Annotated in this window: 10 protein-coding genes; 3 read left to right on the top strand and 7 right to left on the bottom strand. The window is 42.9% G+C overall.

Annotated elements, in window-relative coordinates; genetic code table 11:
* Positions 1–27 precede the first annotated feature (27 nt).
* From AHMF7616_RS01950 to AHMF7616_RS01945, 3 genes are read right to left on the bottom strand one after another with little or no spacing between them, the layout of a single operon-like run.
* Complete coding sequence (locus AHMF7616_RS01950) at positions 28–1,608, bottom strand: RagB/SusD family nutrient uptake outer membrane protein (RefSeq protein ID WP_115371354.1); 1,581 nt, start codon at positions 1,606–1,608, stop codon at positions 28–30.
* Positions 1,518–1,775 carry a hypothetical protein gene (locus AHMF7616_RS26145; RefSeq protein WP_147275588.1) on the bottom strand — a complete coding sequence of 86 codons (258 nt, stop codon included), beginning with the start codon at positions 1,773–1,775 and terminating at the stop codon, positions 1,518–1,520. The genes AHMF7616_RS01950 and AHMF7616_RS26145 overlap by 91 nt, the downstream gene beginning before the upstream one ends.
* Before the next feature lie 14 nt (positions 1,776–1,789).
* Complete coding sequence (locus tag AHMF7616_RS01945; RefSeq protein ID WP_233507256.1) at positions 1,790–5,017, bottom strand: SusC/RagA family TonB-linked outer membrane protein; 3,228 nt, start codon at positions 5,015–5,017, stop codon at positions 1,790–1,792.
* Between the two features lie 876 nt (positions 5,018–5,893).
* Between AHMF7616_RS01945 and AHMF7616_RS01940 the strand changes: the two genes are divergently transcribed.
* Positions 5,894–6,394: an Mpo1 family 2-hydroxy fatty acid dioxygenase gene (locus AHMF7616_RS01940; protein WP_115371353.1), complete on the top strand. Its 501-nt coding sequence runs from the start codon at positions 5,894–5,896 to the stop codon at positions 6,392–6,394.
* A 113-nt stretch (positions 6,395–6,507) separates the two neighbouring features.
* Here AHMF7616_RS01940 and AHMF7616_RS01935 read toward each other — a convergent pair whose 3' ends face one another.
* A complete protein-coding gene (locus AHMF7616_RS01935) occupies positions 6,508–8,295 on the bottom strand; it encodes a glycoside hydrolase family 15 protein (protein WP_115371352.1) in 1,788 nt (595 codons plus the stop codon).
* A 437-nt stretch (positions 8,296–8,732) separates the two neighbouring features.
* Complete coding sequence (locus tag AHMF7616_RS01930) at positions 8,733–10,964, bottom strand: bifunctional alpha,alpha-trehalose-phosphate synthase (UDP-forming)/trehalose-phosphatase (RefSeq protein WP_115371351.1); 2,232 nt, start codon at positions 10,962–10,964, stop codon at positions 8,733–8,735.
* A gap of 577 nt (positions 10,965–11,541) precedes the next feature.
* Between AHMF7616_RS01930 and AHMF7616_RS01925 the strand changes: the two genes are divergently transcribed.
* Positions 11,542–12,357 (top strand): M57 family metalloprotease, encoded by an 816-nt coding sequence (locus tag AHMF7616_RS01925; RefSeq protein ID WP_115371350.1) that lies wholly within the window; start codon positions 11,542–11,544, stop codon positions 12,355–12,357.
* 227 nt (positions 12,358–12,584) lie between these two features.
* Positions 12,585–13,385 carry a M57 family metalloprotease gene (locus AHMF7616_RS01920; RefSeq protein ID WP_115371349.1) on the top strand — a complete coding sequence of 267 codons (801 nt, stop codon included), beginning with the start codon at positions 12,585–12,587 and terminating at the stop codon, positions 13,383–13,385.
* Between the two features lie 367 nt (positions 13,386–13,752).
* On the opposite strand, the gene AHMF7616_RS01915 is transcribed toward AHMF7616_RS01920, so the two are convergent.
* Together AHMF7616_RS01915 and mutM are read right to left on the bottom strand one after the other, a co-directional pair.
* Positions 13,753–16,263, bottom strand: coding sequence for a S8 family serine peptidase (locus AHMF7616_RS01915; RefSeq protein ID WP_115371348.1), 2,511 nt, complete (start codon positions 16,261–16,263; stop codon positions 13,753–13,755).
* 335 nt (positions 16,264–16,598) lie between these two features.
* Positions 16,599–17,414, bottom strand: coding sequence for a DNA-formamidopyrimidine glycosylase (mutM, locus tag AHMF7616_RS01910; RefSeq protein WP_115371347.1), 816 nt, complete (start codon positions 17,412–17,414; stop codon positions 16,599–16,601).
* Between the last annotated feature and the right edge of the window lie 76 nt (positions 17,415–17,490).

The following is a 17,490-nucleotide window of genomic DNA, read 5'->3' as shown; positions in this document are numbered from 1 at the left end:
ATTCTTTAAACTTATTTTATTTTAAGACTATTCTCCAAAAACATAATCAACCGCTGGCTGAGTTAAATTAGGTGCCTGGCTAATTTCTACCGCTGGAATTTGCAGATAAAAATTACCGGAACTTACTTTCGCATTTCTGTTGGTAAACCAAGCCGTTTTGGTAAAGGTCCAGCCAGTAGGATTTGGAAAACGATCTGGTTTGGATACAAAACCTCCTCTATCTTGATTACTAATGATTGCGTATGCTTTTTCCGGGTTATAGTAGTGCATGCGCACTAAATCGTACCAGGTCATGCCCTCCATGGCGAACTCTTTGGCCCGCTCTTCCAGAACATCATCTTTATATACTGTTGGATCGGCATTCCAGGTACTGTTCATCCGGATAGGACCTTCGAAAGTTGGTAAACCAGCCCGGTTACGTATTTCGTTAAAGTAACCCATTGCTGTTGCGTCCATTGTTGATTCATTGTTACCAATAACAGCTTCCACATAAATCAGATACATTTCGGCTAAACGTAACATGTAGTTATTGTGCGGGTAGCGCTGCTGCGTGGCCGGTACACCGTTTAAATCATTACCTACCACATACTTTTTAATAAATGCTGAACTCAAATCAGCCGTTCCCGGATCCGGTACAGTTAATGCATCTCCTGCTTTATTTGGTCCGAAAGCTCTTTTAACCTTAATTTCTGGATATACGAAACCAGGCAACATGTAAGAAGCCTTCAAACGCTGATCCACGGTAAAACCAGGTTTAACCCCATCATCTTCCGGGCCTGGAGAAGTACCTTTGTCAATTAAGCCATCGTATAAACTAAGCATCCAATAGGTAGCACCAAAACTGCCACCCCAACCGTCATTGTTTACCGCTATCTCCGCAAAAGGGGTAATCTGCGACGTTTGGGTATTTGCCGCATCATAGTTATTCGTAGTAGCCCATTCCAATTCAAACAAAGACTCGCTGTTGTTATCGTAGGGGTATTTAAACAAATTCTCGTAAGGCCTAATTAATTGCTTGCCGCTCATTTTAATTACCCGTTCGGCATACTCTTTCGCCTTATCTAAAAAGGCCTGGTCTCTGGTACCCACTGATTTACCTACCCCCGCGCGCGTCAGGTACGTACGGGCCAGCATTCCTTCGGCCGACCATTTGGTTAATCTACCGGGCTCAGCAACCGAGAGTGGTAAATTTTCGGCGGCAAACAGGTAATCCCGAGTAATAAACTCCCAAACACTCGGAATGGTATTACGCACAATATTGACATTATTCATTTCCTCAATATTGTTGGTAATGATAGGCACTTCCCCAAAGTTCATCACCAATAGGCTGTAAGCCGTAGCCCGCATAAACCGGGCTTCTGCTAAAGCTTGGTTTTTGGCAGTGGCGCTCACCTCCGGGCCCGCAAACTTATTAATGTTATAAATAGCCATATTAGATTGGCCAATCACATTAAAAAATGCCTGATAAGCATCCAGACTGGATTGCGTTACGCCGGTGGTGGTAAAAAGTACGTTTTCTACGGCTCCCGTAGTACCCCACGGATACCAAGTGGTCCCCCCCGAATGTCTCCTAAGTGAAAAGAAGCCTGATCGTGGTAACTTTTCCAAACTACATTATATAGTGGTGCGGTAGAGGCTAAAACCTGGGCATCTGTTTGGTAGAACGTTTCAGATGTTAATGCATCTAAAGGCGGTCTGTCCAGGAAATCTTCTTTACATCCGGAAAACAGGGTTAAGGTAACCAAGGCTCCGGCAAAAATATATTTATGAATCATTGCTATTTATAATTTTAAAAATCTACACCAATATTGAATGAATAAACAGGAGTAAGGGGATAACGACCCGTATCTACCCCAATAGGAGAAGTATCATTACCCATGTTTGGTCCTACATAAGAACCTACTTCCGGATCGTAACCCGAATATTTTGTGAAGGTGTACAGGTTCTGCGCACTAATGCCAAAGCGGGCACCCTTTACAAATTTCTGTTTGTTTAGGAGCGATGCCGGAAGGTTATAACTTACCGTTATGTTTTTAACTCTTACAAAAGATCCGTCTTCCACATATTTAGTAGTATGGCGGCCGTAATTGTTATTAACATTGCCAGTCATCCGGGAAATATTGGTTCCGGGATTTTCTAAAGTTCCGTCAGCCGTAACCCGGGCATAATTTAAAGTTTCGGCAAACATATTCTGGCCCAGATTGATGTTATTTGGGTTAGAGTTGCGCATACGCACGTAGTTGTAAACATCATTCCCGAAAGTTCCGGTTAATAAAATGCTTAGATCTATGCCCTTGTAAGAAAACGTGTTGGTTAAACCACCGAAGTAGTTAGGCCACGGGCTACCAATATTGGTTTGGTCAGCGGCGGTAATAACGCTATCGCCATTTAAATCGCGGTATTTAACATCACCTACCCAAATCTGGTCTTCCGCAACCGGAAGCGGTTTGCCATTATTATCGGCGGGGCGCGGACTATTGGTAACTTCTTCTACCGTCTGGAAAATGCCATCCTCAATGTAACCGAAGAAATACCAAGGAGTGGAACCTACTTCAGAACGCTGCGACCATTGCGGCGACATGTACCAGGAAGGGGCGTTACGGGCAATTGAACTGCTTTCGGTGTAAAGCTTGGTAATTTTTGGTTTAAAATGCGAAATATTCAGGTTTGTTTCCCAACGGAAATCACCTTTATTAATGTTTACGGAGTTAAAGGTGAAGCTCCAGCCTTTGTTTTGCAAGGCGGCGTAGTTTATAACCGGAGGATTAATAGCACCCGCGCCGGTAGTACCCATGTACCAAGGCAAGGAGCTATTAATAATTAAATTATCGGTGTTTTTTACATAATAATCCGCTTCTATCTGGAACCGGTTTTGTAAAAATCCTAAATTAATACCAAAGTTATTCGTCTTGGTTTCTTCCCATTGATAATCTGGATTAGGGTAGTTTGCCGGTAAAAACCCGTTACCCCATTCGGTTGGGAGCAACCGAAGTCTGGCGTAGATAGGGCCGCTGCCGCCTTGATTACCGGTTAAACCCGTTTCATACCGTAAGCGCACATCGCTAATAGCCGGAATATTAAAAAACGACTCTTCTGATAAACGCCAGGCACCCGATACCGAAGGGAAGAATCCCCATTTATTTTCGGAACCAAAATTCGCAGAACCATCGGCCCGGAAATTAGCCTGCAAAATATACCGGTCGCCAAAGTTGTAATTTACCCGACCTAAGTACGATTCCATACCCCAACTAGTCTGTCCGCCCGCATTGGTCTGGTTAGCATCGCCGCCCGCATTTAAATCAATGATGGTGTTAGTCGGGAAATTTCTTCTGCTCGCTTCCGTAGCCCGGTAAGAGGATTCCTGCGATTCGTGCGAACCCATTACCGTAAACCGGTGCTTGCCCATAGTGCGGGTATATTGCAATAATTGGTTCCAGTTCCAGTAAGTGCTGAACTCATCGCGCACGGTTAAAGTAGAAACGCCATTGCGCTGATAGCCAAACTCATAAGTAGGTAAAAAATTATTACCGTTTGAGGCGCCAAAGTCACCGTTAAAAGAAGTACGGAACTCTAAACCTTCAGTAATATTGATGGTAGCGTTTAAGCCGCCCAGAATGCGGCGTCTTTTAATCTCGTTCGTAACTAAGTTCGCTAAACCAATCGGGTTAGGCGGGCTAAACTGTTCTGCTGTATTCGAACTTCCATCCGGATTAGGCCTGGCCTGGCCCCCACCAAAGGAACCATCTATGTTTCTAACCGGCACCGCAGGAGAAAGCTGAATAGCATTGTTAATAATATCCCACTGGGTAGAAGAAATTTGCTCATTCGTTTGGGCAAAGTTAAGGTTAGCGCCTAAAGTAAGCCATTTACGAGCCTTATTATCCAGGTTTAATCTTACCGAGCCCCGGTCAAAGCCAGAACCCAGCGCTACCCCCTGCTGATCGAGGTATTCGCCGGATAAATAATAAGTTGTTTTGTCACCTCCGCCGCTTAAACTAAGCTGGTGCTTATTCATGGGGGCATTATTAAATAACTCCTTCTGCCAGTTGGTTCCGGCACCCAGAATAGTTGGGTCTAAAAAGTCTTCCCGAACGGCTCCACCGTTTAAAGCTTTATATTCATTATCCATGCGGGCATATTCCCGCAAATTCATAACGGCTAACTCTTTAGGCGGCGTTTGTAAACTATACAGGTAAGAATAGTTTATTTTTACATCCCCGGACTTTCCGCGTTTAGTAGTTATCAATACCACCCCATTGGTTGCCCGGGAACCGTAAATGGCGGTTGCGGAAGGACCTTGTAAAATATCCATGGTTTCAATGTCCGATGGATTTAAGGTAGCCAGTGGGTTGGAACCAGTTGTTGATGTCGATCCGGAAATCTGCACGCCATCAATTACATAAAGCGGCTCGTTTGTTCCGTTGATAGAATTAATACCCCGAATGTTTACGGAAACGCCTCCTCCGGGGGAACCGGTGTTCTGGGTAACATACACGCCCGGTGCCCGGCCCTGGATAGCCTGCTCCACGGTGGTATTCACTGTTTTTTCAATAGCTTTAGAACTAATAGTAGTCTGAGCACCCGGTACATCGGCTTTTCTTAACTCCCCATAACCGGTAACCACTACTTCGTTTAAAACTTTAGCGTCTTCTTTCAGGCTAATGTTAAGCTGCGTTTTGGTACCTACCGGTATTTCCTGGCTTAAAAAACCAATGTAAGAAACTACTAACACGTCCGTATTTGCGGCTTCTAATGAAAAGTTACCGTTAACATCAGTAGCACTACCGTTGGGAGTACCTTTTATCAGAACACTAACTCCAGGTAAACCTTGGTTATCTACTGCCGAAGTTACTTTACCGGTAATGGCTCGTTTAGCGGTAGCTGTTTGACCAAAGCTGGTAAATACCGGCACGAACATTACAAAAAGAAAAAACGTCCGTGCTTGCCAATTTTTTAAAAAAGTACATGTTGGATTATACATCAGATAATCCCTGTATTGGTACTTGTTTTTCATCATAAATTGTTAAATAAAATAATCGTAAATAAATAGAGATCTTTCAAAAGAAGACAGCTTTCAGGTCTTACCTGCGTAGCTGGTTTAAGGTAGATGCTGTTTACTCTATAATCTTAATAGTTTGTAAATATGTAATGGCGGTTAGATCTTAGATTTTTGTATTTTAACCCTATATACTTTAAGTTAGTTCTTCGGAGTTTACTCGAGCGTATAATTATTAAAAAATTTATAAAAAACCTGTAAAAGAAGCCATACTTTAGTTACGAAACGGATTTACACAGGTACACATTATGTAAATTTAATGACAAACCTTTAACAAGATGGTTGCGAAATGTTTCTAATCTGGGGTCTTAATGTTAACACAAGAGAGTAAAATGTTATCCAGGGCCAGGTTTTCATCTTTGCTCACACCTTAAGCACAAGTAACGGCATTTACTAGATTTATCTTTATAACAAGTGCTTTTTGTAAGTCTTACATTAACCTAAATTGCTGCTTTTAGAAACAACAAAGCTTATGTGTTAAAACAGTATAATAAAAAGGATTAAACTTTAAAAAAACAGCAACATTGCTCCCGCTTTATTAAATAATTTATACTTAGACTGACTCAAAAAACATTTTAATAGAATCTTGAAAAATTTATAATTTATTTTACTCGTAGCGTATAATCTACAGGCCGCATTGATATACGAAAAGTTTACTGATTTATGAGTTCAGCAAAAGTTTACCGATTTATGAGTTCAGCAAAAACTAGTAAATCTCAGAATGCTAAATGCTAGGAAAACTAGTGAGTTATTCTTTGCTAGAAGGATTTAGCCTTATAAGCCTAACATAAAAAAAAATGGCTAACAATTTATGGAGAGATAATGTATACGTGATACATGGCTGTTACCAATCGCAACTTAGAGGCTTACTTTGCTACTTACGCGGAAAGCCACGAAAATAAGACTAACAAGCTTATTCATTGGGTTTGCGTTCCTTTAATTGTTTTTAGCTTACTGGGCTTGGTGTGGTCTATCCCGTTTCCGCAAATTAGCGGTTTAGGCGAAATGCAACGGTATACTAATTGGGCTACTTTCCTGATAGTATTTGCGGTGGTATATTACTTCCGGTTATCTGTTCCGCTGGCCTTCACGATGTTGGTTATTATTGCGCTATTTTCTGCGGTAATTGTTACGTTGGAAAAATTGCATCGGGAAGCTGGTTGGCCCTTCTTGTGGCAGATAAGTTTGTTTATTTTTGGAATTGCCTGGGTGGGGCAATTTATCGGGCACAAGATAGAAGGGAAAAAGCCGTCCTTTTTGGATGATTTAAAATTTCTTTTAATAGGGCCAATCTGGCTTTTGCACTTTATTTTTAAAAAATTACACCTGCCTTATTAAAAAAATCTATATTTTCTTTAACTAGGACGGATTTTTAAATTTTCTTCAGAAAGCTGCGATTAAACAGTTTAAATACGAGCCGGAACCTGCAAATTAACTCCGGCTCGTACTCTTTATATAAAGTTGGGCACATCTAATCTTTTAGTTATTCGATAGGCGGCATTCATTAAACCCACATGGCTATACGCTTGCGGAAAATTACCCCACTGGCTGCCCGTAGTGGCATCTACATCTTCGCTGAGCAATCCTAAATGGTTGGTATAGGAAAGCAAACGTTCAAACTCCCGGCTAGCATCTTGTAACCGGCCTACGCAGGCCAAAGACTCTACGTACCAAAAAGAGCAAACGAGGAAAGTAGTTTCGGGAATACCAAAGTCATCCTGGTGACGGTACCGATAGAACAAACCATTCGGCGTTTTTAATTCTTGTTCCAGGTTCCGTAAATGCGAATGTGCCCGTTCTGAGTTTGGATCCAGGTACCCCATCATTATTAATTGCAAGGTGCTGGCATCGAGGTGCGGCGATCCGATGGCGTTGGTATATACGCCGCGTACCGGATCGTAGCAGGCCTCAATTTTACTGGCCGCTTCGTGCATTAAACGCTCGGCCATGTTGGCCATTTCTTGGTTTTGCAGGAAATTAGCTACTTTTAACGCCGCTTTGCTGCCCGCCCAATGAAATAAATAGGTATAACAATGATACTGCGCAAAATTACGGAACTCCCACAAACCGGCATCGGGCATGTCCATGGTTCGTTGAATATGGTACAAAGTTTTGTAAATCAGCTTTTCCGATTCCACACGTTCTTCCCCGATAAACCGTCTATCCACGTACAAGGGCAGCAATGCTACTAATACTTGCCCGTACACATCGTTTTGAATGTGAGTATAGGCGTCATTTCCAATCCGCACGGGTTTATTACCTAAGTAACCATCCAGGTGACTCAATTCTTGTTCAATTAAATCGGTACCGGTACTGATAGAATACAGCGGTTGAAACTTATCTTTAGCTTTAGCCGAAACATTGGCGATGTAATGAAAATAACGCTCTAGTTCTTCAAAGTGACCAATATTATTAAAAGCCGTCAGGATATAATACGTGTCGCGCATCCAACAAAAGCGATAATCCCAATTACGAGTGCTATGCGGAGCTTCGGGTAAGCTGGTGGTAGTGGCCGCAATAATGGCTCCGGTATCTTCGTACTGGTGCAGTTTTAAAGCAAGTGCCGAACGAATAACCTGTGTTTGATAAAAATTACTGATACTCGTATTTTTAACCCAGTTCCGCCAATATTTAATGGTTTTCGTCAGAAACACTTCGGCGGTACTTTCCAGGGGAGCTTCCAAGGGTGCCCCGTAAGTCATTACTAAATATTTGGTTTCGTTTAATACAAAATATTCCTTATCCAGCAAGTAGCTTAAAGCAATATTGGTAGTAAGCCGCATTTCTTCTTCTAAACCCAAAAAAGCAATGTGATTGCTGCTCCGGCGCTGGTCTAATGTTTGAATACCGTACTGGCCCACCGGCTCACAGCAAACTTTTATGCGCGGCGCACCCGCAAGCGGCTCTATCTTCCGGATAAACATGAGCGGTTTATAGTACCGATCGTACTGCGAAAAGCGCGGGGCAAAATCCGTAACGCGGTAGCGGCCGTCTTCATTTTCTATTTCGGTACACAGTACATTGGTATTTTCGATGTAATACTGGTAACTGTTAAAAGCCGAAGTACTAGGCTGAATGGTAAAACTGCCACCTTTCTGAGTATCCAGTAAATTGCCGAATATAAAACTGGAATCGAAACGCGGCCAGCACAGCCAAGCCACACTGGCATCTTTCCGAATCAGAGCCAAATAAGCGCAATTGCCAATCAGGCCCATGTCGTAGGTATGTTTTTGAAGCATTAATCTTTTATTAAAGTGTGTAATAGAATAAGCGCAAGCTTTGCGCCCAACCTTTTAATGCTGACTGATACGCAGGTTGGCCGTTAGTCGTTCCGGCACACCGGCTTCAGTAGCTATACAAAGTACTTTTTACCAGCATTAACAAAAAGTAAGTATGTATATAAAAACACTTCAAGTATTTAAATCATAGCCACTTATTTAATATTTACTTCTTTTTCAATTATAATATTCTTTACTGATAGCCCCATTAAAATTTAAAAATACTTACTCCTTTGTTGACAAAACCGTTAACCGCCAGTCTATTTTTTAAAGTTGAACTAAAACTTATTTTTGATTACCATAAATTTAAACCAGTTTAGCCAAGCTTTTTCTAACTATTTACCTTAGTCAAAAAAAGCTTGGTCAAACGCAAAAGCTAAAATGCCGTTTTTTTAAATTTATTCGGAGACAGGAACGCTTTTCGGAGAATCTTGGGCTTGATCGGCGCTTTTGTACTGGTTACCTAAAACCTGAAGCAAGCTCCGGACGTCTTTGACCGAGGCTAAATGAAATTGGGCTACGGAGCGTTGCGCACCCACTTTCACGGTATAACTATCGCGAGGCATTAATCGGAACATGTCTTCATCGGTGCGATCGTCGCCGATAGCCATCACAAAAGCAGATGGATATAACTCGAGCCAGCGGGCGGCGGCCACTCCTTTATTTACTTCCAAGTTTTTAATCTCCACAATTTTATTTCCTTCCATTACCTGCAGGTTAATATTGGAAGCAATATAACCGAGATGATGAATCAGGTCGCGGCACCGCAACTCTCCTAAACCAGTGGGAACGCGCCGGTAGTGCCAAACCAAAGAATAATCTTTTTCTTCGATAAAAGAGCCGGCCGTGCGATTTACGTAAGCTTCCATAATGGGGCGTACTTCCCGTTTCCAGTTGTTACTCAGGGTTAAAATCATTTCCCAGTTTACTTCCCGCCTTTTTAACCATACCCCGTGTTCGGCAATCAAATCAACGGGTAAATGGCCGAGCCATTTTTCCAGCGTTTGGCGATCCCGGCCACTAATAATTACTACCCGATTTTGCGTATCAGTCGTTAATTTTTTTAAAATTTGCAGCAATTCCTCGTCCGGACCAGCCTGGCGCGGGTCTTTGGTAAACGGCGACAAAGTACCATCGTAATCCAGGAATATCAAACGAGGCGTTTTTTCCTGATAATGCTGAATCAGGTGTTCGAGGGCCTCGCCCGCCAGCGGATCGGTTGTAAACGACTGCTGTTTGATTTTTACGTAACTCAACCGGTCCATAAATACTTTTACCCACTGGTGAATATCGTAGGTTTTAATAAGCGTTTGCATGGCATTCATCTGCACCATCTGCTCTGGTTCCGGTAAAAGTAAAGCTTCCTTAATGGCATCGGCCATTTGGTCGATGTTATTCGGGTTAATCTGAATGGCATCGGCTAGTTCCTGGGCGGCACCGGCCATTTCGCTTAATATTAATACGCCTTTTTGATCGAATTTAGAAGCAATAAACTCCTTGCTCACCAGGTTCATGCCGTCGCGCATGGGCGTAACCAGGCAAATATCGGCAATGCGGTAAAAAGCCGAAATTTCCGGCAAAGGAAAAGAGCGGTAGAAGTACTGAATCGGGTTCCAGCTGATGGTGCGGTAAGAGCTATTGATACGGCCCACCAGTTCATCTATTTCTTCTTTTAAACGTTTGTATTTCTCTACGGTATCCCGCGAGGGCACCACAATCATGACCAGCGATACTTTTTCCTGGAACTCCGGGTAGCGTTTTAAAAATTGCTCAAAGGCGTACAAGCGATTGGGAATTCCTTTGGAGTAATCCAATCGGTCGATAGACACAATTACCCGGTGCGTACCGATAGCCTGCCGGAATTCCTGCTCTAACTTTATCGTTTCCGGGTCAATGGCCAGGGCAGCATATTTTTCGTAGTCAATCCCCATCGGGAAAGCATCTACCAGCACGGTGCGTTTACCGGTATCTACCAGGCCGTGTAAGTTACCATAACCTAACAAACGGTTGGTGGAGCTGAGAAAATGCCGCATGTCGTCGTAGGTATGAAAACCAATTAAATCGGCTCCCAACATACCTTGAATAATTTCGCGGCGCCAAGGCAGTAACCGGAAAATCTCGAACGAGGGAAATGGAATATGCTGAAAAAAACCAATGCTAACACCCGCAAGTTGCTTTCGGATAAGCTGCGGCAGTAACAGCAGTTGGTAATCGTGCACCCAAATAGTGTCTTCGGGTTGGGCAAACTTTACTACTTCGTCGCAAAATTTTTGATTTACAGCCACGTAAGCTTCCCAATGCTGCTTTTCGTAAACCGCATACTGACTGAAATAATGAAAAGTAGGCCATAACGTTTCGTTACTAAAACCTTCGTAGTATTCCTTAATTTCGGTTTCGGTTAGAAATACCGGCTGCATGTTTTCTTTTAATAACTCATCGCGTACGTAATCGCGGTCTGGTTCTTCTTCTAGAAATAAACCGGGCCAGCCAATCCACAAATTATCGCCTTGTTTATACACGGAGCCCAAACCGGTAGCCAAACCCCCTTCGCTGGTTTCAAAGGTAATTTCCGATTCTTTTTTCTGAACTTTTAAGGGAAGCCGGTTAGATATAATAATAGTTCTTGCCATAAGATTGTTTAGCCGTTTTAGATCGGATAAAGGCAGCGGATAGTTTTTTTAAATTTTAAGCTTTATTGCCACAACTTACGCGCTTTCTTTCCGCATTTGCCTCTTCCATTGTTTTGTTTACGCGCTAAGTTTTAGTAGCCCTTATACGCAGAAAAAAATTATAGGCTTTGATTTAACAGAAACTTGATGATTTGCTCCTTACCTGGATTCTAAATAAGGAAGTACAACCTTACTCCTGCTATTATATAGGTGTAAGACCTTAAAACCTAACTGTTCAGACTGTTTTATACAATCTATGCGAATTTGATTTATCTTTTTTAGACTACTAGTAACCAATTATACTATTTATAAGCAAAATACCATTTTAATAAAATTATAAAATAAATTAAAGGTTACAGAATATTACAGAATTTTTTTAAAATATTTCTAAATATATCGTTTTTAAATATTCTATTTCTCCTTAATACCAGCTTTTTCTGCATTATTTTTAAATATTTGTAAAAATATCTTTGGATATATAGGTCTAAATTTTTAAATCACATCATGTAAATATTTTATTCACCTTAAACAAAAAAGCATGAAATTAAAAAATCTTACCAAATGGGGTGTTATGGTTGTAGCACTTGCTTTTAGTGGTTGCCAGGAAGACCAGGAAGTAGTTCAGCAAAGTGATATTGCCAAAGAAACGCTCGATAAGATTTACCAGATGGGTTTTGGTACGAAGGAGGTGCAGCGGGTAGATAACGGCTACTTGGTAGAAGGGGATATTTTCTTAACGGAAGCTGCCCTAAACGACCAACATGACCCGCGGTTTTTACGCGTAGGCGAAACCGAACAATACCGCACCAACAGCTTAGTTACCCCGGGTGCCAGTAGCGTTAATCCCCGCGTTATAACCGTAAGTGTATCCAGTCGTTTACCTGCTTCTTACAAGAACGGTACGCAAGTAGCCATTGATCGGTATAACGCTGAAAACCTGTTAATAAAATTTTTACTGGTATCTTCGGGTGGCAATATTGTTCTCGAAAAAGCCAATGGTTCGTACTTAGCCTCAGCCGGATTTCCAACGGGCGGTAATCCGTATGGCTCCGTAAAAGTAAACTCCCGCGCTATTGGGGATGGCAATACGGCTACTTTTTACAATTATGTGGGTACCATTATAGCGCACGAAATGGGGCATTGCATTGGTTTCCGGCATACGGATTACATGGATCGCAGTTATAGTTGTGGCGGCTCTACGGCTAATGAAGGAGCCAGTACCGTTGGAGCGGTTCAGATTCCGGGTACACCGGCAGCCGCCGACCCTAATTCCTGGATGTTAGCCTGTATTGGTTCTGGTCAAAGCCGCCCTTTTAACAACAACGATAAAACTGCTTTAAACTACTTATATTAATAGTACTAATGAGTAATAAGCCTTTTGCTTACTAGCAGCAAAAAGCTTATTACTTCCTATCTGCTTTTCATTCTCTTTGTTCTTTATGCCGCTACCTGCTTATTTTTTCACGATAAGCGGTTTTAAACATCGTAGTGCCTAGGGCGGAGGTGTTGCCATCGTAAAATTTAAAAAATTGTTTTTCGTAGTTCTTTTTCATGTATAATCTTTTAAAAATCTAAACTCTTATGGCATTTAAAAACTTATCTCTGGTTGTTGCTTTTTGTGCGTTAGGTCTTGTTTCTTGTCAGAACGAACCGGAAGGTGTAGTAAAAAAAGAAGATATTGCTTCGGAAACCCTCGACAAAATTTATGAAATGGGTTTTGGCACCGCTGATATTAAAAAAGTAGAAGAAGGCTATTTAGTAGAAGGCGATATTGTTATAACAAATAGTGAACTCAACGCCCCGCATGATCCGAAATTTCTGCGTATCGGTGAAACAGAGCAATACCGCACCACCAATTTAGTAAGTACCGGTTCGGGCCGTACTATTCGGGTGGGTATTTCTACTTCTTTACCTACTTCTTACGTAGCCGCCTTAGACGAAGCCATTGCCCGCTACAACGCCGAAGGTTTACTGATTAAGTTTCAAAGGGTTTCTTCCAGCCCTAATATTACTTTAACAAAAGCTCCTACCGGCTCTTCTTACCTGGCTTCGGCTGGTTTCCCATCGGGCGGCAATCCGTATAATTCCGTAAAAGTAAATTCGGATTATATTGGTACGAATCCGGTACGGAGCTACCTGGCTTCTATTTTGGCGCACGAGATGGGACATTGCATTGGTTTCCGGCACACCGATTATAAGGACAGAAGTTTTAGCTGCGGTGGCGCGTACACCAACGAAGGAGCCAGCACCGTAGGCGCCATTCACATTCCGGGAACACCTACTACTGCCGATGCTACTTCTTGGATGTTAGCTTGTATTGGTACCGGTCAAAGCCGGCCCTTTAATGCTAATGACCGCACTGCCTTACGGTATTTGTATTAGGTCTTAGTCGATGGACCACAATCCATAGTCCATAGCGGATAGTATAGAGTTAAAATTAAAAAAGCCTTCTTGCTTTAGCAGGAAGGCTTTTTTAAAAATCAGTCACAAAGTTAAGCCAAAAAGATTGTTCTAAGTGAAAACGAAAATCCGCTTCGTTTACTCCTCCGAATGTCTGTTCTTGTAAATTAGATAGCTAAACCAAACGCAATTCTGGTATAACTACCAAAAATAAATGTTAGTTGAATTTTCGCCAAAAACGCTTAAAACCGTTTGTGAATACAAACGACGGCACCGCCCATTAGCAGTATCCGAAATGCCGACTTTTCCGAAAGTCCTAAGTAGAACATTTTTTTTAAAATCAGACTTTTTACCACACCACCAAGCGGGTAATTACTGCTGGTATTCCCGGAGATTGCACCCGCACCAGGTACACGCCGGGCACCAAGCCAGCAGTTGAAACCGTTTTTATAATGCCGGACTCGTTAAAACTGCTTATTATTTGCCCCAACGAATTAAAAACTTCTATTTGGGCTTCGGCATCATTTTCCACTACCACGCTTAAATCATTACCCCGGGTAACCGGATTAGGAAACAACTGAATAAACTGAGGTTGAGTAAAAAATACGCCTTCGGTCTGGCTATAAAAAGCTTCCTGCTTCTGATTAACTATTTGTAACCGGTATTCATTACGGCCGGGGGAAGGAGCCACATCCGAAAATTTTAAATTTAATTGCGTAACCGGGCTTATGGTCTGAATTGTTTTAAAAATTCCATTTTCTAACTTTTGTAAATTAACCGATTCTAAACCATAATTGGTACCCAGCACTCCTTCAAAAACTACAGAATCTGTTACGATTTGTTGAGGCAAAAAGCTATTAATGTAACAAGTTCCCGCATTATAATCCACCGTAAAACTTTTCGGGCCAACCACTCCCTGCACCACCGGGGCTACCGCATAATGCACTGCCGTACTTTGGTTTTTCTTAATTACCAATATGGTATCGGCGGTTCGTTGAACTGGTTCCAGGTAAACCGGCCCGAGCTGCCAGATTTGGTATTCCGTTACACCCGCCCGTTTCGGCCAGAATAATAAGGTTTCTGATCCGCAATTATAGCCAGTTTGCAAGCCTAAAGGTGGAGTAATTCCGAAAGTATCGGATAATGCCGTTTTGTTCCCGGTAGTAAGTCGCAGTTGGGCCAAGGCGGTGGTATCCGGGCTTTGCCAATCCAGAAAGGCGCGGGTTAAATCGACGCCTGTTTTAACAACTTGCCAGTTTCCGTTGGGTAAAAAACGGTACTCCAATTTACCAATGGTAGTATTGGTTTGATTTTCCCAACGAATCCGATTGCGGGTATTCGCTGCTAACCAATCGTTGGTACCGGGGTAAGTCCAGGTTAATTTTTCGGGCTGCATCTCGTATACCACACTAAATGCCTGGGTTTCCTGGGAAACCCGGTAGCCTTTTACCTGAATCTCGTAACGGCCGCTCGCTGGTTTGGTCACGGTAATTTGTTCTACGTTATTTAGGTGGTCGGGAGCCCGACGGGCGGGGAGCTGTAAAGAATCGGGGTGCGGATAGGAGCTTAATACCCACGGCAACCATTGCTTATTAGCATTCCCTTGTACTAAGGTTGCATCTAAATCATTTACCAAGGCTTGGGCAACACCCGGCTCCGCTTCTACATCGTGCCATACTAAGGTAATTTTTAAATTTTGGGTATTAGCCGGTACACTAATAGAAAAAATACTGGTTTTATTCTGGGCTACTTCCCCGTTAAAAAAATATTTTTGTTTTATGGCTTCCACCGCACCCAAGGCATCCGCCTGACCAAAACCGGAAGCGTAACTGATTTCGGCATCCCCCAATTTGTTGGCCCGGTTAATTAAAACTGCTTTTACTAACGCGGCAGTTGGTAAACTACCGGTTTGCTCCCGGTAAGCTTGTTGTACCAACAAGGCCATTCCGGAAACCAGCGCCGCCGATTCCGAAGAGCCACCTTCTCCGAAAGCTACCAATTCCGGCTTTATCCGGCCATCGTAAGCCGGACCACGCGAACTGATAGGGCTAAGCTGACCTGAGGTATCGGTAGCTCCCACACTTAAGGTATTTTTTGAAATTTTGAATTGCCCGGTAATATTGGCCCAACCCGGCAAGTTGGCGTAAGTACCCGTAGTAATGGCGCTGGTTCCGGCATTGCCCGCCGAGAATACGTGCAGTAACGCCGGATTTTCCCGGACTTGTTTATCATAGGCCTGAGCTTCGAGGCCGTAATAATTTTCGGGAGTAACCCCATAAGAATGATTTTGAACCGATACGCCGAGGGGCAACAAGTCCAGAATATTATCGGGCATTAAATTACTAAAATCGGCGGAGGCCAGGTCAGCATGGGTGGCCACCCCGGTACCCGATGGACCCGAGTTGCCCGCACCCGCTAGTAAAGTAGCCATGGTGGTAGCGTGAATTGTAGGGGCCTTACGCAAAGCGGCCGTACGAATAATGCGGTTTTTTAAATCCAGGTCCGTGGTATCAAAAGAATCTTCTTTAAGCGATGCAACTAATCCTTGGCCGTTAATCTGCGGGTATTTCTGCTGCACAGCTCTTACCTGATTCGCGGTTAAATCAGCGTGTTCCAAAATCAGTTCGGTGCGGGGAATACGGTCAGGAACATCCAGGTATTTAACCCAGGAAGAGGAAAGCAGTTTATTTACATCGGCTGCCTTTACGTTGGTTAAAATAACGGTACGAGAAGCCAGATCTTGCGCTTTTATAGATACCTGGGGTAATGCCTGGCGCAGCCATTGCGAAAATTTTAAAAAATTGCTCACCTGAACACGGTATTGTTGCCCCGTGCTTTCAGGAGCTGCTTTTTGCAGCACCGGCGCCAGTTTTTTAAATGGAAGGTTACTGCTTATTCTCTGCCCGAATCCACTTACTGGCCAGAGAAACCAAAACGCCCAAAACCAAACTGACCGGTTCTTTGCTTTACTTAAAAGAGAGTGCTTGCGAAAGCAATGGATCGGATGAATCTTTTTCAGGAACAATTACTTTTTAAATAGTACTACCCCGCCCCGGCATTTAAACAATACCTAGCCTTTTCTTGCAAATACGAATCCTTTGGTAAAAAGTCAGGAAATAAAGGTGCTGTTTTAGATACGGATAAAAGATAAAATTTAAAAATAAGTTATTTGCCCGGTAAAGATAGCCTTACCGATTAGAGTGGTTGACAAACCGGACAAAAATAAGTGGTTCTTCCGCCTACTTTCATAATTTCCAGAGGAGTCTGGTGCCTTGGACAAACCCGCCGTTCGGCCACGGTAGTTTCTACTACCTCGTCCCAGCCGCGGGCATGAATCAAGAATGATTTCGGAAAATTTTGGTAAATAGCTTCGTGCTCGATAGCGGTTTTTAAAACCAGTTGAATAGCCGCGTGCAAGTGTTCGTATTCAGGAAGAGTTAAGGTATTCGCCAACCGGGCCGGATTAATTTTGGCCTGAAACAAAACTTCGTCGGCAATCCAGTTGCCAATACCGGCCAAAACTTTTTGGTCGAGCAATAAGGTTTTAATTGGTGCTTTGCGTTTTTCTAAACTTGCTTGTAATTGCGGTGAGGTAATATCCAGGGCATCGGGACCTAAGGCTTTAGTCTTTTGATACTCTTCGACGGAAGCTGCTAAACCCACGCGCCCGAATTTACGCGAGTCAATAAAGGCCAGCCGAAATCCGTTCTGGAAGTAAAAAACAATGCGCGCGAAACGCGGGGTATCTTCTTCGTCGCGGTAATAAGCCAGGTCACCGGTCATCCCGAAATGCAGCACCAGTACTTTGCCCGTACTTAAATTTATTAAAAAATGCTTGCCAATGCGGTGCGTATCCACGAACTGGTTTCCTTTCAGCGCCTGCAGTAAAGTATCGTAATCGGTGGTTAGTTGGCGACGCGGGTCTTCGGCTTTCAGATCGACTACGGTTTGGCCAAGGGCTGTTTCTTCAAAATAGCGGCGGTAAGTTTCTACTTCGGGCAGTTCGGGCATGAGCAGTTTTTTGGTAAATAACCAAGCAGTCGGTATTTGGTTTTGGCTTGCTTATAAATTGTTCTTGACCAGAGTG

Source organism: Adhaeribacter pallidiroseus (assembly GCF_003340495.1).
Classification (GTDB): Bacteria; Bacteroidota; Bacteroidia; order Cytophagales; family Hymenobacteraceae; genus Adhaeribacter; species Adhaeribacter pallidiroseus.
Note: the sequence above shows the minus strand (reverse complement) of the source record. Positions and strands in the feature narration are given on the sequence as shown.